The following is a 16,601-nucleotide window of genomic DNA, read 5'->3' on the forward strand; positions in this document are numbered from 1 at the left end:
CCCGGCGCCCGGACCACTGCCCGGCGATCCCGTACGGGGGCGGGCCCGGCGCGCCACCTCCGTACGGCGGCCCGTCAGACCAGGCGGCCGTCCCGCGCGACCACCCGGCCGGCGCGGACCACCAGGTCACGGCGGGGGAGGTCCACCACCGCCTGCGGCAGGCACTCGCCGTCGACCAGCATGAAGTCGGCCGGGGAGCCCGGGCGGAGGTCCGCCTTCGGGAGGCCGAGGAGTTCCGCGCCGCCGTCGGCCGCCAGCCGGAAGCAGGCTTCGAGCTCCTCGTCGAGCCTCAGGTCCAGGGCCCAGGCGGCCAGCCAGGCGCGGTGCAGCATGTCCGCGTTGCCGAACGGGCTCCAGTTGTCCCGGACGCCGTCCGAGCCGAGCCCGACCGTGACCCCGCGTTCGGCGAGCCGCCGGAACGGCAGGATCGTCGTCACGGACAGGGCGACCGTCGTGAGCGAGACCCCCGCCTCCGCGAGCAGGTCCGCCGTCTCGTCGAGCTCCGCGCCGGAGAGACCGGCGACCGCGAAGGCGTGCGCCACGCTCACCCGGCCCCGGAGGCCGAGCGCGCGGGTGCGGGCCGCGATGTCCCGCAGCGGCGCGAGGCCCTGCTCGCCCCGGTCGTGGAGGTGGATGTCGAGCCCCAGTCCGTGCTTCTCCGCGAGCGCGAAGACCGTGCCCAGCTGGTCGCCCCCGTGGCCGCCGTCCGCGTCGAAGCCGGCCGGGTCGATGCCGCCGATGTGGGTGACGAGCCCGCTCGCGGCGGCCTCGGCCAGGAGCTCGGCCACCCCCGGCGTCCTGACCACCCCGTGCTGCGGGAAGGCGACCAGCTCCACGTCGAGGACGCCGGCGAGCTTCCCGGCGGCCTCCGCGATCCCCTCGATCCCGGCGAGCCCGTAGGCCGGGGCGACGTCCGCGTGGGCGCGCATCGCCCGGGTGCCCTGCGCCGCGGCGTGCGACATCAGCCGCAGCGCGCGCTCGCCCACCGGGGTCGGCAGGGCGCGGGACAGCTCCACGTCACCGGCGACGTACTCGGCGATGCCGTGCGCGGGGCGGCGGCTGTGCCAGGGCTCGCCCCAGGAGGTCTTGTCGGGGTGGATGTGCGCGTCGACCAGGGTCGGCAGCGCCAGCCGGCCGGCGCCGTCGACCCGCTCGACGACGGCGCCCGGAGGTGCCTCCGCCACCAGGATTCCGTCCACGGCGACCAGATCGCGGGCCGGCCCGCCGAAGGGCCGTACGTCGTGGAAGAGGGTGGCGGTGCGGGGCGGCGGGGTCACGGGGTCTCCTCGTGGGCGGGTGCCGGACGGTGGGGAAGCGGTCCCGTACGGAGGCGTACGGGACCACTGACACTCCATTTGGTATACCATGTCGGGTCGACGGGGCGCCGCCGTTCACCACGCCAGGTCCTCCAGCGCGTCCAGATCCGGCACCACCATCGCCACCGGCTCCGGGCCGTCCGCGCCCACCCGCAGCTCCGCCCAGATCGTCTTCCCGCGCCGGCCGTACCGGGTGCCCCACCGCTCCGCGTACTGCGCCACCAGATACAGACCGCGCCCGCCCTCGTCCGTCGTCGCCGCGTGCCGCAGGTGCGGCGAGGTGCTGCTGCCGTCCGACACCTCACAGATCAGCGTCCGGTCGTGCAGCAGCCGGACCCGTACCGGATCGGCCCCGTACCGCACCGCGTTGGTGATCAGCTCGCTGAGGATCAGCTCCGCCGTGAACGCCAGCCCGTCGAGCCCCCACTCCGACAGCTTCGCCGCCGCCGCGTTCCGCACCGGCGACACCGCCGCCGGATCGCGCGCCACCTCCCACTCCGCGATCCGCTCCGGGTCGAGCATCCGGGTCTCCGCCACGAGCAGCGCGATGTCGTCGCGCGGCGACGGCGACAGCAGCGTCGCGAGCACGTCCGCGCAGGTCTGCTCCGGCGTCCGGTCCGGCTGGGCGAGCGTGGACCCCAGCAGTTCGAGCCCCGTGCCGAGGTCCCGTCCCCGGTCCTCGAGGAGCCCGTCCGTGAACAGCACCAGCTTGCTGCCCTCCGGCAGCCGCAGCTGCGCCGTCTCGAACGGCGCGTCGCCGAGCCCCAGCCCCAGCGGCATCCCCGGCGGCAGGTCCGGGAACTCGACCCGCCCGTCGGGACTCACCAGCGCCGGACCGGGATGCCCGGCGCTCGCCACCGTGCACAACCCGGACGCCGGGTCGTAGATCGCGTACAGACACGTCGCGCCCGTGATGCCCTCCTCCCGCCGCCGCGCCTCGCCGTCCGGGTCCTCCGACTCCCGGTCGTCGATCCGGCCCGTCAGCTCGTCCAGATGCCCCAGCAGCTCGTCCGGCGGCACGTCGAGCGTCGAGAAGTTGTGCACCGCCGTCCGCAGCCGCCCCATGGTGGCCGCCGCGTGCAGCCCGTGCCCCACCACGTCCCCGACGACCAGCGCCACCCGCGCCCCCGGCAGCGGGATCACGTCGAACCAGTCGCCGCCCACGCCCGCCTTCGCCGGGAGATAGCGGTACGCCACCTCCACCGCGCTCTGCTCGGGCAGCACCCGGGGCAGCAGGCTCCGCTGGAGCGTCACCGCCATCGCGTGCTCCCGGGTGAACCGGCGCGCGTTGTCGATGGCGACCGCCGCCCGCGCCGCCAGCTCCTCCGCGAACGACAGGTCCTCCTCCCCGAACGGCTCCGGGGTGTCCGCGCGCCAGAAGTTGGCCATCCCCAGAACCACCCCACGGGCCAGCAGCGGCACCGTGAGCAGCGAGTGCATCCCGTACGCCAGCGCCTGCGCCGCCCCCTCGGGGTCCTGCGCCCGCCAGCCCTCCGCCGCCGCGAGCTCCGCCTGCACCACCGCGTGCCCCGCCCCCAGGGCCGTCGCCATCGGAGTGTCCGACACGTCGAAGCGCACGGTGTCCCCGACCGGCTGCAGCGGCTGGTCGGGCCGCAGCCCGCTCAGCGCCGTCCGCCGCATCTCCGTCGCCGCCGCCGCGGAACCCGGCGGCTCCTCCCCGCGCAGCACCGGTTCGAGCAGCTCCACCGTCGCGAAGTCCGCGAACCTCGGCACCGCGACCTCCGCCAGCTCCTCCGCCGTCCGGACGACCTCCAGCGTCGTCCCGATCCGCACGCCCGCCTCGTACAGCAGCTGGAGCCGGCCACGGGCCACCGCCGCCCGGCCCGTCAGGGCGGCCAGCTCGGTGGTGTCCCGCATCGTCATCACGCTGCCGGACTCGGAACCGTCCCGGACCGTCGGCCGCACGCTCACCGCGAGCAGCCGGTCACCCGCCCGGTGCACCTCGTCCGTCGCCGACCGCCCCGACACCAGGAGTTCGACCGTACGGGGATCGAGACCCAGCTCCGACACGTGCCGCCGCTCCGCGTCGGCGGACAGTCCGAGCAGCCGGCGCGCCTCGTCGTTGGCGAGCAGCAGCCGCCGGTCCGCGCCCACGATCAGGACCCCTTCGCGCACCGCGTGCAGGACCGCCTCGTGGTGCTCCTTCATCCGGGTCATCTCGGTGGGGCCGAGGCCGTGCGTCTGCCGCCGCAGCCGCCGGCTCACCAGGCCCGCGCCGCCCACGGCCAGCACCAGCGCGCCCGCCGCCGCACCGACGAGCAGCGGCAGCCTGCCCTCCACCGCGTGCGTGATGCTCTCCACCTCGATGCCGCTGGTGACCAGGCCGAGGGTCCGGCCGTGCGGGTCCACGACGGGCACCACGGCCCGCACGGCGTCGTTCGGGGCGCCCCGGAAGTGCTCGGTGAAGGACGCGCCGTCCACCGTCGCGCGGGTGAAGTCCCCGCTCGCCTTCTGGCCGATCAGCGCCTGGACGGGGTCCGTGTACCGCACGCCGGCCGGGCTCAGTACGGAGATGAAGTCCACTCCGGTCGACTGGCGGGTGGCCTCCGCGCGGGACTGCAGCACCGCCGTCGGATCGGGGGAGGCGAGGGCCTGGTCGATGCCGGGCGCGTGTGCGAAGGCCTCGGCGACGGCGAGCGAACGGACCCGGGCGTCCCGCTCGGTGTCGCTCTGGGCCTGGTGGAAGGTCACGAACACGGCCGCCGCGATCACCAGGAGCGCGATGAGCGCCTCCAGCGCGAACACCTGGCCGGCCACGCTCCGGAGCCCGGAGCCGCGCTCACGGGGACCGGAACCCGCTGCCCGGGCCGTACCCGACGCCGTCGGCGGCGAGCCCCGTCGCCGTCCTCCGCCCCGGTCCCGGGCGCGGTCCCGGGACGTCATCCCGTGCTCCGGGCGATGAGCAGCGCCACGTCGTCCGCCGCGCCCGGCCGCCGCAGCGCTCTGAGCAGGTGGTCGCAGGTCTCCTCGAGAGGGCCGCGCGCCTCGTCGAGGAGGCCCACCAGCAGGGCGAGGCGCTCGTCGATCGCGTCGTGACGGGTCTCGATCAGACCGTCCGTGTAGAGCACCAGCCGGTCCCCGGGCTCGAACGGCACCCGGGTCGTACGGAACGTCCCGCCGCCCACCCCCAGGGGCACCCCCGGCGGTACGTCCACCAGCTCGGCCGGCCCGTGCGCGGGGACCCGTACGGGAGGGAGATGGCCCGCGTTCGCGATCCGGCACCGGCCGTGGACCGGGTCGTGCACCGCGAAGAGACAGGTCGCGATGTAGTGCTCCAGGCCCTCCGTGATCCGGTCCAGGTGCTTCAGGACCTGGGCGGGTGACAGATCGAGGTCCGCGAACGCGCAGGTCGCGGTCCGCAGCCGGCCCATCGTCGCCGCGGCGTCGATGCCGCTGCCCATCACGTCCCCGACGACCAGCGCCGTCTTGTCGTCGGGCAGCGGGATCACGTCGTACCAGTCGCCGCCGACCTCGCTCGACGCCTGCGCCGGCTGATAGCGGGCCGCCACCTCCAGTCCGGCCCGCTCCGGGGGCGCGCCCGGCAGCAGACTGCGCTGGAGGGTCACCGCCGAGTTCCGGACGCTCTGGTACCAGCGCGCGTTGTCGATGCTCACGGCCGCCCGGGAGGCCAGTTCGGTGGCGAGCAGGACGTCGTCGCCGTCGAAGGGGAGCGCGTTGCGGTCCCGCTTGAGGTCGAGCGCGCCGAGGACCTCGCCGCGCGCGATCAGCGGCACGGCGAGGTAGGAGTGCACGCCCGCGCGGGCGAGGAGTTCAGCCGCCTCGGGGCTGCGGGCGATCCGGGCCAGGTCGCCGGGGTCGACGTGCTGCACCAGGACCGGCAGGCCGGTGTGCACACACCGGGTGACGAGCCGGTCGGCCCCGTACATCGCGACCTCCCCGGGCGGGTCCGCCGCCGGCAGCGCCTCCGTGCGGCCGGAGGCCTTCACCGCGAGCGCCCGGAACAGTTCGGGGCCCTCCTCGGGGGCGCCCGGCCTGCGGAGGGTCAGGACGGAGTCGAGGACGTCGACCGCCGCGATGTCCGCGAGCGTCGGCACCACCACCGAGGCCAGCTCGTCGGCCGTGCGTTCCACCTCCAGGGTCGTGCCGACCCGGGCCGAGGCCTCCGCGATGAGCGCGAGCCGGCGCCGGGACCGGTTGGCCTCCGCGTCCGCCCGGTGCCGCTCGGTCACGTCGATCACGGAGGCCGCGACGCCCAGGACCCGGTCCTCGGCGCCCTCCAGACGGTAGAAGGACAGCGACCAGGCGCGGTCGCGGTCCGGGTCCGCCGGGGTCCTGCCGATGACGGGATGGTCGAGCAGCGGGGTCCCGGTGGCCAGGACGGTGCGCAGCGCGGCCTCCAGGGCGGTGGCGTCGACGCGGGGCAGCATGTCGCCGATCCGGCGGCCGACGTGCAGCGCGGCGGGCACGCCGTTGATCCGCTCCAGGGCCGGGTTCACCAGGACGTAGCGCAGCTCGGTGTCCAGGACGGCGAGGCCGATCGGGGACTGGGAGACGAGCCGGTCGGAGAGGGCGAGCTCGGTCTCGACCCGTTCGACGGCGGCCCGGTCGGCGGCGATCCCCAGCGCGTACAGGCCGCCCAGGTCGTCGGTGAGCCGCATGTTGCGGAACTCCACCTGCCGGACGGTGCCGTCCTTGTGCCGTACGGGGAAGGTGCCCGCCCAGGCCGTGCCCTCGCGCAGCACCTCGCCGAAGAGGCGCATCGCCTCCTCCCGGTGCTCCGCGCCGACGATCAGCCGGGCCACGTACCGGCCCAGGGCCTCCTCGGCCGCGAAGCCGAAGAGGGCCTCGGCCTGCGGGCTCCACAGCACGATCCGGCCCTGGGCGTCGACGACGACGGCGGCGACCCCGAGCACGTCGAGGAGCCCCGTGCCGTCCAGGGGCACACCTGCCCGCCCAGTCGTCCCCGGGAAGGAACCGGCCGTCACACTGCCCTCCTCCCGCCGTGCCCACGCTTGCTTCCATGCTCCCCGCCCCCCGGGCCCACCGCACCGCGAACCGTCGGTGCCGGGCTCCCGCCGCCCCGCACCGCGAGGCCCGCCGCCCAGGCCAGCCCGGCCACGGCGAGCAGCGGCAGCAGGACGCGGACGTCGACCAGGGCGACCAGGCCCGCGCCCAGGGCGAGGGCCAGCGCGTTCGGCGCGAGGACCAGGGCGTTCGCGGTGGCCGCCACCCGGCCCAGTGCCTCCGGCGGTGCCGCCTTCTGCACCGCCGTCATCACCGCGACGAGGACCCACGGCAGGCCCAGGCCGATCACCGCGCTCGCCGCCAGGGCCGTCGGCCCGTGGGGCAGCGCCCGTACGCCCACCGCGAGCGCGAACAGCGCGAGACCGACGGCCGCGAGCGTCCGCTCCGGCATACGGCGGAGCAGCGGGCCGGTGACCAGGCCGGCGAGGACCGAGCCGGCGCCCTGGACGGCGTAGAGCACACCGGCGTACGCGGGGGAGTGGCCGAGGCCCCGGTCCACGACGGCGTAGATGGCCGCGCCGTTCACCCCGGCGAGCAGCATGGTGAACCCGCCCGTCGCGACGAGTGGCCGCAGGACGGGCGAGGCCCGCAGCAGCCGTACGCCCTCGCCGGTCTCCCGCCACCAGTTCCGGGGCGCGGACCGGGCGGGGCGGGGCTCCTCCACCCGCATCAGCGCGAACACGCCCGCCGCGAGCGCGAAGCTCGCCGCGTCGAGGAGGGCGACGGGCCCGCCCCCGTACCGGGCGAAGAGCCCCGCGGCGACCAGGGGGGCGATCAGCTTCGTCGACTCGTTGGCGGTCATCCGCAGCCCGTTGAGGGTGCCGAGCCGTCCCCCGTCCAGGACGGTGGCGACGAGGGCCTGCTCCGCTGCCTCGTGGACGGCGCCCTGCGCCCCGTACAGCACGAGCACCGCGAAGAGCAGCCACACCCGGTCCGCCGCATCCACCCACAGGAGCAGCGGGAGCAGAGCCGCCATCCCCAGGTCGAGCACGACCAGGAGCGGCCGCCGCCGCACCCGGTCGGCGAGCGTGCCGAGCAGCGGTCCGAGGAGGACCGGGGCCCAGAGGGCGAAGGCGGCCAGAGCCGCCAGACTGTCGGACCCCGTCAGGGACTTCACCCAGATTCCGGAGACCAGCCACATCGCCGTCGTTCCGAACCCGGACACGACGACACCTGTCAGATACCAGCGCATGGGCCACAGGCTGGCCTCTGAGGAGGGACGGGCGGATCGGTCGGTTGCCCTAGTGGATCAAGGGAACCCGTCCGTAGTCAGGGGACCGGGCCGCCGTCACCCGGCCCGGACGCTCCTCAGGTCGTGTCCGGAAAGTCCCGCCTGGCCCGCGACGCGCCCTAAGGCGTGCCCGGCAGCGCCGCCGTCAGGTCGACCTCGACCAGCTGGCCCGAGAACCCGAGCCTGGTCACTCCGAGCAGCGTGCTCGCGGTGGTCAGCGCCGGGCCGAGGGCCGATTCGGCCAGTCGTCGCCAGACGGCGCCCAGCACGTTGCCCTCGTCGCCGACCACGTAGACCACCGAGCGGACGACGTGCTCGGGACGGGCGCCCACCGCTTCCAGGGCGACGAGCGCGTTGGCCACCACGCGGTCGATCTGGGCGTCGAGATCGCCCGGCCCCACCAGCGTCCCCGAGGGGTCGAGCGGGCACTGCCCGGCCAGGTACGCGGTGCGGCCGGCCTCCACGACGGTGATGTGGTGGTATCCGGGGGTCGGGTGCAGCTCGGCGGGGTTGATGCGCGTGATCCTGTCGGTCATGCGCGCGAGTCTGGTGGCCCCGGCCGTCGCGGCGCACCCGGTTTTCGCCCCGAGCGGGCGAGCGGGCGGTCGGTCGGGCGGGCCGCCGGGTGGGCCGCGACGGCCGTCACGCGGCCGGTGACGTGACGGCCGTCCGCTTCTCGTACAGCAGCGCCGCCCCCGTCACCACCGCGCCGAGTCCCTCCCACAGACCCACGCCCAGGAAGCCGGCCGGGGCGCGGCCGGTGACGACCGCGAGGGTGAAGACCGCGCAGGTGAGCAGACGGAAGGGGACCGTCCAGCGGAAGAAGGCCTTCCAGTCGGCGAGCGCGGCGCCCACGTAGTAGACGCCCATGTTCAGCGCGGCCATCGAGGAGGCCGTGAGGAAGACGAGGGTGTGGTCGCCGTCCGCGCGTGCGCCGTCGGGCACCGGCTCGAAGCCCATCACGGTGATCAGCGCGTCCGGGACGACCAGGCCGACGACCCCCAGCGAGGCGGCGAGCACCCCGAAGACCGCCATGGTCCAGCCGGAGAGGGAACGGGGCAGGCGCACGGCGGTCCTCCGCGAGGTGAGAGCAGGTTCAGTGGCTCGAATGCGTGATCGACACGAGCGTGACCCTGCATATCGCGTGACGGGCCCCGACGGCCAATCGGGGCCCGGGCCGCGTCACTTCAGGCCCGCCTCACCCCGGCGCCGCGCCCCACCCCGCCTCACCCCGGCGCCGTGCCCCACCCCGCCTCACCCCGGCGCCGTGCCCCACCCCGCCTCATTCCGGCGCCGTGCCCCACCCCGGCTCACCCGCCTCACTTCAGCGCCGCCGCCATCATCTTCTGCGCCACCGGCGCCGCCAGGCCGTTGCCGCTCACCTCGGAGCGGGCCGCGCCCGAGTCCTCGATCAACACCGCGACGGCGACCTGCTTCCCGGTCGAGGGGTCCTTCGCGTACGAGGTGAACCAGGCGTACGGCGTCTTGCTGTTGTTCTCGCCGTGCTGCGCGGTACCCGTCTTGCCGCCGACCTCGGCCCCGGCGACGGCCGCGTTGCTGCCCGTGCCCTCCTCCACGACCGTCCGCATCGCGCTGCGCAGCTGCTCCGCCGTCGAGGAGGAGACGATCCGCTTCCCGTCCCCGTCCGCGAAGGAGGTGAGCGGGTCGCCGTCGGAGTCGACGACCTCCGACACCATGTGCGGGGCGGCGAGGACGCCGTCGTTGGCGATGGCCGCCGACACCATGGCCATCTGGAGCGGGGTGGCGGTCACGTCGAACTGGCCGATGCCGGTCAGCGCGGTCTGCGCCTTGTCCATGCCGGAGGGGTACACGCTCGGGTAGGCGCGGACCGGCACGTCCAGTTCGGCGTCGTTGAATCCGAACTTCTCCGCCGTCGCCTTCACCTTGTCCTGCCCCAGGTCGGCGGCGATCTTCGCGAAGACGTTGTTGCAGGAGTAGCGGAGCGCGGTGCGGATCGTGGCGTTCTCGCAGGGCGCGGACGCGTTCTCGTTCGGCAGCACGGTCCGGGTGCCCGGCAGGGTGTACGGGTTGGGGCTCTTCGTCGCCGTGTCCACGGAGCCGTACAGCCCGTCCTCCAGGGCCGCCGCCGCGACGACCAGCTTGAAGGTGGAGCCGGGCGGCAGCGGCTGCCGCAGCGCCCGGTTGACCAGCGGCTTGTCCTCGTCGGCGAGCAGCGCCTGCCAGGCGGCGCCGTCCGAGGTGCCGGTGATCTTCGACGGGTCGTAGGACGGGGTGGAGGCGAGGGCGAGGATCCGGCCGGTGGCCGGGTCGACGGCGACGGCCGCGCCCTTCTTCTTCCCGAGCGCCCGGTAGGCGGCCTTCTGTACGTCCGGGTCGATCGTGGTGACGACCGTGCCCGGTTCCTGCTGCTTGCGGGTGACGGCGTCGACCGGGTTCTTCAGCCGGTCGTCGGTGCCGTCCAGGACGCCGGAGTAGATGCCCTCCAGCTGGGTCGCGCCGTAGGCCTGCGAGCTGTAGCCGGTGACCGCCGCGTACAGCTCGCCGTCCGTGTACGTGCGCTCGTACACGAGGTCCGTTCCCTCCGTCCTCTCCGAGCCGGTGACCGGCGAGCCGGCCACGACGATGTTCCCGAGCGGCTGCGCGTACTGCGCGATGGTCTTCCGCCGGTTCTTCTGGTCGTCCGCGAGCGCCTTGCCTTCGTACGCCTGCACCCAGGTGGCCCGCCCGAGGAGGGCGAGCACCAGGACCAGGACGAAGACCGACGTGTGCCTGATCGTCTTGTTCATCGCACTTCTGGGGACGAACGGACCGGTGGCGGACGTTCCGGATGTGTCCGGTTTCTCAGCGGATCCTCATCCGGGCGGCGGGAACCCCGCGCGAACCCGCCCGCCCGCACGACCCGCCCGCTCCCCCCCACGACCGCCCGCTCCCTCACCCCGCGCGCACGAATCCCGACTCGTACGCGAGGATCACCGCCTGGGTGCGGTCCCTGGCGCCCGATTTCGCCAGGACCGCCGCCACGTGCGTCTTGACCGTCGCCGCGCCCACGCCCATCCGGCCCGCGATCTCCGCGTTCGTCAGGCCCGTCGCCACCAGGCGCAGCACCTCCGCCTCCCGCTCGGTGAGCCGGCCCACCCACGGGGGCGCCGCCGGGGCCCGGTGGCGGGCGTGCTCGGCGGCCAGGCCGCGGACCGCCGCCGGGTAGAGCAGCGAATCGCTCCGGGCGACCAGCCGGACCGCGCCCACCAGCTCCTCGGCCGCCGCCCGCTTCAGCAGGAAGCCGGCCGCGCCGACGCGCAGCGCGTCGTACACGTAGGCGTCGTTCTCGAAGGTGGTCACCACCACGATCCTCGGAGGCTCCGCCGTCCCCGCGAGGATCTGCTCGGTGGCCCGGATGCCGTCGATCTCCGGCATCCGCACGTCCATCAGGACGACGTCCGGCCGCTCGGCCCGCACCACCGACACCGCCTCGGCGCCGGTGGACGCCTCTCCCACGACCCGCAGGTCGGGCTCCGCGTCCAGGATGACCCGCAGGGCCGTCCGCACCATCCGCTCGTCGTCGGCGACGACCACCCGGATCACCGGAGCGTCCGTCGGCGCGTCCGTCCGCCCGCTCACCGGGGGATCCTCGCCGTGAGGCGCCACACGCCGCCGGCCGGGCCCGCCCCGGCGGTGCCGCCGAGCAGGCGGGCCCGCTCGGCGATCCCGCGCAGGCCGCGCCCGCCGTCGGGCCGGGTGGCCGGGGGACGGTCGGGCAGGGGGTTCTCCACGCTGATCTCCAACTCCTCGGTACGGGCGTCGAGCCGTACGGTGACGGGCGCGCCGCCCGCGTGCCGGGCCGCGTTCGTCAGCCCTTCCTGGACGATCCGGTACGCCTCCCGCGACAGCGTCTCCGGTACGGGGCCGAGGTCGCCGGTCACGGTCAGCGCCACCCGCGGCCCCGCCCCCCGCACCAGGGCGTCCAGGGCGTCGAGCCCCGGGCCGACGCCCTCCTCGGCCCCTTCGCCGCGCCGCAGCAGACCGAGCACCCCGTCCAGCTCGCCGACCGTGCGCCGGGTGGTCTCCTCGATCGCGGTCAGCGCCTCCCGGACGAACTCCAGGTCCGCCCCGGCCCCGCCGTCCAGGACCCGGCGGGCCGCGCCCGCCTGGAGGGTGACCGCGCTCAGCGCGTGACCGACCGAGTCGTGCAGCTCCCGGGCCAGCCGGTTGCGGGACTCGGCCTCCGCCGCGCGCCGCTCGGCCGCCGCGAGCCGGTCCGCCGGGCTCGGCCCGAGCAGCCGGGGCGCCTGCCGGGCCAGCAGCGCCCCGGTCGCGGCGACCGCGACGAGGAGCGCGAGCAGCATCAGAAGTCCCGCGGGGAAGGCCGCCCAGACCCACCCGGCCCGGTCGAGACCCCAGAAGCCGCCGAGCTCCGACTCCCGCAGCGAGGGCGAGAACGGCAGCGCGAGCACCGCCACCGCGAACGGCGGCAGGGCCAGCGAGGCCCCGCTGACCAGCGCCCCCGCGCCCAGGTGCAGGGTGAACCAGGCGGCCGTCCGGGTCCTCGCCTCCCGGCCCCGCGCCGGGCCGTCCGCGAACCGGTCGGCTGGCACCCCGCAGAGCGCCCGCGCCGCCGCCACCGACATCGGCCGGGCCAGCGGGAACAGCGCGGTCACCGCGACGAGCGGCAGCGCCACCCCGTACGCCCCGAACTGCACCCCGGCACTGCCGGAGAACATCCCGCCGCTGTCGAGCAGCGGCCCCACGACCAGGGTGCCGACCATCCAGTACGGCATGAACAGGGCGCCGCCCACGATCAGATGGAGCCAGCGGCGCCGGGCCCGCTGACCCAGCAGGGCGACCGCGCACCGTCTCACGCCCCGGCGCTCCGCCGCCGCAGGAACAGCGCCACGCACGCGGCCAGCAGGAACCCGGTGATCATGTCGCCAGCGTAGGACAGCTGTACGAGCCCGGGGACCTGCTTGCTCGGATCCGTCTCCGGCAGCAGCGCGACGAGCGACATGTAGGCGCCCCAGCAGCCGACGGCGGCCGAGCCCGTCCAGGCCAGGGCGAGCGTGGTGCGGACCCGGAGCCGGGCGGGCCGGCGCAGTACCAGGAAGAGGGTGAACACGACGGCGACGGCGAGGAATCCGAGCCGTTCGGCCTCTAGGACGTAGAAGTCGGCGTCGCGTTCGGCGATGCGCCGGGCGGACAGACCCGTGGTCGAACCGGCCGTCCACAGCAGATGGAGGGCGGCGGGGCCCAGGGCGAGCACCGAGCCGGCCACGGCGAGGGCCCGCGCGCCGGCCCCGGACGTACGGGCGGACAGCTCGCCCAGCCGGCCCCGCCACAGCCCGCCCCAGCGGTCCCGGGCGTACAGGAAGAAGAGGGTGCCGAGGGCGAGGCCCTGGAGGATGAAGCCGCCGTAGACGACGCCGAAGACCCAGTCGTCCAGGAAGGGTTCGGCCGGTGCGGCGGCCTTCTCGTCGCCGGTGACCAGGGCGACCGCGAGCTGCGCCGGGTAGCCGGTCATGATCGGGGTGAGCAGTCCGGTCGCCGCCCACATGGGGAGGGCGAGCAGCCAGGCGGGGAACCGTCTGCCCCAGGCCTGGGTGAGCAGCAGGGCGAGGACGACGACGAGGACGTCCGCGAGCACCGAGACCGAGTTGGCGACGGCCATCAGCTGCCGGCGCTCCAGGAGCGCGCTCCCGGCCGGGATGCCCAGCTCGCCGCCGGCCACCCAGACGACCTTGAGCGAGATGTACGGGAGGCAGGCGACGATCGCGAGGGCGCGCAGCGCCCGGCGGGCGGGGCTCGGGCGGTGGCCGGGGAGGGCGGGCGCCGGGGCCGTGGGAGGCGCGGTCTGTGTCATGGCTCCACGCTCCCGCGAGGTCCCCGCCCGCCACCTCCTGCCGAGCGGTGAACCGCCTCCGCCGCACGGGGGAGGCGCCCTCCTCCCTGCCGTCGCCCCGACCTGGATTGACCCATGATCCGGATGATCGATTGACCCTGTGGCGGGGGTCAATGGCTCTCTAGAGTGGTGCTCATGAACGAGACCGACACCTTCGCCCCGCTCCTCACCCGCGCCGCCACCGCCGAGACCACGGCCGACCCCAGCAGCGTGATGACCCTCCTCGCGGACTCCGGCACCACCGGCGGACAGCTCACCAGCTACCGGTCCTCCTTCGCGAAGGGCGCGGTCGGCGCCCCGGCGCACTTCCACACCAGGGCCTCGGAGATGTTCTTCGTCCTCGGCGGCTCGCTCCAGGTCCTGGTGGACGAGGAGCTGACCGTCCTGGAGCAGGGCGACTTCCTGCTCGTCCCGCCGCACACCCCGCACGCCTTCGCGGCGGCGCCCGGCGCCGAGGCCGACGTCCTCTTCGTCTTCACGCCGGGCATGGCCCGCTTCGACTACCTGCGCCTGCTGGGCCGGGTCATGCGGGGCGAGGCGAGCTTCGAGGAGATCAAGGCCTCCTCGGAGCGGTACGACAACCACTACGTGGACAGCCCGGTCTGGCAGAAGGCCCTCGCCGACCGCGCGTGATCGGGTGATCAGAGACGGCGGGTCGCCAGCGTCAGCCGGTCCCGCGCGTCGAAGAGCGCGTCCTTGATCATCTGCTCGTGGGCCGGGGTCAGCCGGGCCACCGGCACCGAGCAGCTGATGGCGTCCCGCGCCGGGGTCCGGTAGGGGATCGCGACGCCGAAGCAGCGCAGCCCCAGAGTGTTCTCCTCGCGGTCCACCGAGAGGCCCTGATCGCGGATGGCCCGCAGTTCCTCGATGAGCTCCTCGCGGTCGGTGATCGTGTGCTCGGTCAGCGCCGGAAGGGTCTCCGGGAGCAGCTTGCGCACCTGCTCGTCGGTGTGGGTGGCGAGCAGCGCCTTGCCGAGCGAGGTCGAGTGCGCGGGCAGCCGGCGCCCGACCCGGGTGAACGGCCGCAGGTAGTGCTGGGACTGGCGGGTCGCCAGATAGACCACGTTGGTGCCGTCGAGCCGCGCCAGGTGGATGGTCTCGGTGGTGTCGTCGGAGAGCCGGTCCAGGGTGGGCCGGGAGGCGGCCACGACCTCGTCGCCGTCGATGTACGAGGTGCCGACGAGCAGCGCCCGCACGCCGATGCCGTACCGGGTGCCGGTCGCGTCGGTCTCCACCCAGCCCAGCTCGACGAGGGTGCGCAGCAGCATGTACAGGCTGGACTTGGGGTAGCCGACGGCCTCCTGGACGGCGGCGAGCGAGTGCATCCCGGGGCGCCCGGCGAAGTACTCGAGCAGCTCCACGGTCCGCACCGCGGACTTCACCTGCGCTCCGCCCGCGTCGGCAGTCGCCATGTCCCTCGCCCCTTTTCGTCGTCCGGTCGGCCGGTGGTCCGGTCGTCCCCGTGTCCGGCCGCCCGCTCGCCCCCATGGTCGTCCCGTGGCCACCTGGCCGAACGGGCCCCTTGTGGAGACGGTCGCGCCGTCCCTAGAGTCCCGTGAAGATGCGTTCATCTACGGGAACAACGTTCAGAATAGCGAACAGGGGCGTGGCGGTGGCGGCAGAACCAGTGTGGAGTGTGGACCCCCGGACGGGGAAGCCGCGCGAACAGGTCGCGGTGGAGGCCACGGCCGAGGACGTCGACCGGTCCGTACGGGCCGCCCACGAGGTCCGCGAGAGCCTCGCCGACCGGACCGTGCGGGCCGCCTTCCTCCGTACCGCGGCCGACCTCCTCGACGGGGCGCGCGAACAGATCGTGGCGACCGCCGACGCCGAGACGGCCCTCGGGCCGGTCCGGCTCACCGGCGAACTCGCCCGCACCACCGCGCAGTTGCGCGCCTTCGCCGAGGTGGTCGAGGAGGGTTCCTTCCTCGACATCCGGATCGACCTGCCCGACCCCGGCGCCACCCCGCCCCGGCCCGACATGCGCCGCTGGAAGATCCCGCTGGGCGTCGTCGCCGTCTACGCCGCGAGCAACTTCCCGCTCGCCTTCTCCGTCCCCGGCGGCGACACCGCGAGCGCCCTCGCGGCCGGCTGCCCCGTGGTGATCAAGGCCCACCCGGACCACCCGGCGACCTCCGAACTCTGCGCCGGGCTGCTGCGCCGGGCCGCCGCCAAGGCCGGTCTCCCCGAGGACGTCGTGGTCCTCGTGCACGGCTTCGACGCGGGCGTACGGCTCGTCCGCCATCCGCTCGTCGCGGCGGCCGGCTTCACCGGTTCGGTACGCGGCGGGCGGGCGCTCTTCGACGCGGCCGCCGCCCGGCCCGCCCCGATCCCCTTCCACGGCGAACTCGGCTCCCTCAACCCGGTCGTGCTCACCCCGGCCGCCGTCGAGGAGCGCGCCGAGGAGATCGGCGCCGGACTCGCCGGCTCCATGACCCTGGGCGCGGGCCAGTTCTGCACCAAGCCCGGTTTCGTCCTGGCCCCCTCGGGCGAGGCGGGCGACCGCTTCCTCGACGCCCTGGCCGCCGGGGTCTCCGCGACCGGCCCCGCCGTCCTGCTCGACCACCGGATGCGCGAGGCCTTCGTCGCCGGGGTCACCGCACGCGCCGCGCTCGCCGGAGTGGGCACCCCCGTCGCCCCCGGCGCGGGCGACGCCCACACGGTCGGCGCGGGCGTCCTCACCGTCGACGCCGCACGGCTCACCGCCGGCGAAGGCCGGGGCGAAGCCGGAGCCGACGGCGGGAACGACCACCACCTCCTCCTGGAGGAGTGCTTCGGCCCGGTCACCGTCGTCGCCCGCTACGACTCCCCGGCGCAGATCACCGAGGTCCTCGCCGGGCTGCCCGGCAACCTCACCGCCACCCTGCACATCGCCGACGCGTCCGAGGACGGGGACGCGGCGCCGCTGCTCGCCGCACTCACCCCGCTCGCGGGCCGCGTCCTCGTCAACGGCTGGCCCACCGGCGTCGCCGTCGCCGCCGCCCAGCACCACGGCGGCCCCTACCCGGCGACCACCTCCACCTCCACCTCGGTGGGCGCCACCGCGATCGAGCGCTGGCTGCGCCCGGTCACGTACCAGTCGACCCCCGCCCGGCTCCTCCCGCCGGAGCTCCGCGACGACAACCCGCTGGGCCTGCCCCGCCGCTGAGTCCGGCTCCCGGGCGTGTCCGGGGAG

The 16,601-nt window shown here is 75.1% G+C and carries 13 protein-coding genes; 2 read left to right on the forward strand and 11 right to left on the reverse strand.

Annotated elements, in window-relative coordinates; genetic code table 11:
- Positions 1-74: 74 nt before the first annotated feature.
- The 10 genes from ASD33_RS18350 to ASD33_RS18395 form a co-directional block, all read right to left on the reverse strand.
- On the reverse strand, positions 75-1,277 hold the full coding sequence (locus ASD33_RS18350; protein ID WP_056561127.1) for an amidohydrolase: 1,203 nt from the start codon (positions 1,275-1,277) through the stop codon (positions 75-77).
- A gap of 114 nt (positions 1,278-1,391) precedes the next feature.
- Positions 1,392-4,094: a SpoIIE family protein phosphatase gene (locus ASD33_RS18355; protein WP_056561130.1), complete on the reverse strand. Its 2,703-nt coding sequence runs from the start codon at positions 4,092-4,094 to the stop codon at positions 1,392-1,394.
- 122 nt (positions 4,095-4,216) lie between these two features.
- A complete protein-coding gene (locus tag ASD33_RS18360; RefSeq protein ID WP_056561133.1) occupies positions 4,217-6,283 on the reverse strand; it encodes a SpoIIE family protein phosphatase in 2,067 nt (688 codons plus the stop codon).
- Positions 6,280-7,515 carry an MFS transporter gene (locus ASD33_RS18365; protein ID WP_079044836.1) on the reverse strand — a complete coding sequence of 412 codons (1,236 nt, stop codon included), beginning with the start codon at positions 7,513-7,515 and terminating at the stop codon, positions 6,280-6,282. Before ASD33_RS18365 ends, ASD33_RS18360 begins: the two co-directional genes overlap by 4 nt.
- A 158-nt stretch (positions 7,516-7,673) precedes the next feature.
- On the reverse strand, positions 7,674-8,090 hold the full coding sequence (locus tag ASD33_RS18370; RefSeq protein WP_056561138.1) for a RidA family protein: 417 nt from the start codon (positions 8,088-8,090) through the stop codon (positions 7,674-7,676).
- Between the two features lie 106 nt (positions 8,091-8,196).
- Positions 8,197-8,589, reverse strand: a complete 393-nt coding sequence (locus tag ASD33_RS18375) for a hypothetical protein (RefSeq protein WP_056561593.1) — start codon at positions 8,587-8,589, stop codon at positions 8,197-8,199.
- A 284-nt stretch (positions 8,590-8,873) separates the two neighbouring features.
- Complete coding sequence (locus ASD33_RS18380; protein ID WP_056561141.1) at positions 8,874-10,322, reverse strand: penicillin-binding protein 2; 1,449 nt, start codon at positions 10,320-10,322, stop codon at positions 8,874-8,876.
- A gap of 145 nt (positions 10,323-10,467) precedes the next feature.
- On the reverse strand, positions 10,468-11,115 hold the full coding sequence (locus ASD33_RS18385) for a response regulator transcription factor (protein WP_079044860.1): 648 nt from the start codon (positions 11,113-11,115) through the stop codon (positions 10,468-10,470).
- Positions 11,116-11,150: 35 nt separating this feature from the next.
- Positions 11,151-12,392 (reverse strand): histidine kinase, encoded by a 1,242-nt coding sequence (locus ASD33_RS18390; protein ID WP_056561144.1) that lies wholly within the window; start codon positions 12,390-12,392, stop codon positions 11,151-11,153.
- Positions 12,389-13,387 carry a hypothetical protein gene (locus tag ASD33_RS18395; RefSeq protein ID WP_056561147.1) on the reverse strand — a complete coding sequence of 333 codons (999 nt, stop codon included), beginning with the start codon at positions 13,385-13,387 and terminating at the stop codon, positions 12,389-12,391. Before ASD33_RS18395 ends, ASD33_RS18390 begins: the two co-directional genes overlap by 4 nt.
- 174 nt (positions 13,388-13,561) lie before the next feature.
- Here ASD33_RS18395 and ASD33_RS18400 point away from each other — a divergent pair, with 174 nt between their 5' ends.
- A complete protein-coding gene (locus tag ASD33_RS18400; RefSeq protein ID WP_056561598.1) occupies positions 13,562-14,059 on the forward strand; it encodes a cupin domain-containing protein in 498 nt (165 codons plus the stop codon).
- An 8-nt stretch (positions 14,060-14,067) separates the two neighbouring features.
- Here the strand turns inward: ASD33_RS18400 and ASD33_RS18405 are convergent, their stop codons facing one another.
- Positions 14,068-14,838 carry an IclR family transcriptional regulator gene (locus ASD33_RS18405; RefSeq protein ID WP_056561150.1) on the reverse strand — a complete coding sequence of 257 codons (771 nt, stop codon included), beginning with the start codon at positions 14,836-14,838 and terminating at the stop codon, positions 14,068-14,070.
- 200 nt (positions 14,839-15,038) lie between these two features.
- Between ASD33_RS18405 and ASD33_RS18410 the strand changes: the two genes are divergently transcribed.
- Positions 15,039-16,574, forward strand: a complete 1,536-nt coding sequence (locus tag ASD33_RS18410; protein ID WP_277922090.1) for an aldehyde dehydrogenase (NADP(+)) — start codon at positions 15,039-15,041, stop codon at positions 16,572-16,574.
- Positions 16,575-16,601 lie beyond the last annotated feature (27 nt).

Origin of the sequence: Streptomyces sp. Root1304, from assembly GCF_001426405.1 — a bacterium.
Classification (GTDB): Bacteria; Actinomycetota; Actinomycetes; order Streptomycetales; family Streptomycetaceae; genus Streptomyces.

What these genes read in the sequence shown, in the direction of transcription:
- ASD33_RS18375 (WP_056561593.1), bottom strand. Translation starts at nt 8,589, where the DNA reads ATGGCGGTCTTCGGGGTGCTCGCCGCCTCGCTGGGGGTCGTCGGCCTG.
- ASD33_RS18400 (WP_056561598.1), top strand. Translation starts at nt 13,562, where the DNA reads ATGAACGAGACCGACACCTTCGCCCCGCTCCTCACCCGCGCCGCCACC.
- ASD33_RS18405 (WP_056561150.1), bottom strand. Translation starts at nt 14,838, where the DNA reads ATGGCGACTGCCGACGCGGGCGGAGCGCAGGTGAAGTCCGCGGTGCGG.
- ASD33_RS18380 (WP_056561141.1), bottom strand. Translation starts at nt 10,322, where the DNA reads ATGAACAAGACGATCAGGCACACGTCGGTCTTCGTCCTGGTCCTGGTG.
- ASD33_RS18365 (WP_079044836.1), bottom strand. Translation starts at nt 7,515, where the DNA reads ATGCGCTGGTATCTGACAGGTGTCGTCGTGTCCGGGTTCGGAACGACG.
- ASD33_RS18395 (WP_056561147.1), bottom strand. Translation starts at nt 13,387, where the DNA reads ATGACACAGACCGCGCCTCCCACGGCCCCGGCGCCCGCCCTCCCCGGC.
- ASD33_RS18370 (WP_056561138.1), bottom strand. Translation starts at nt 8,090, where the DNA reads ATGACCGACAGGATCACGCGCATCAACCCCGCCGAGCTGCACCCGACC.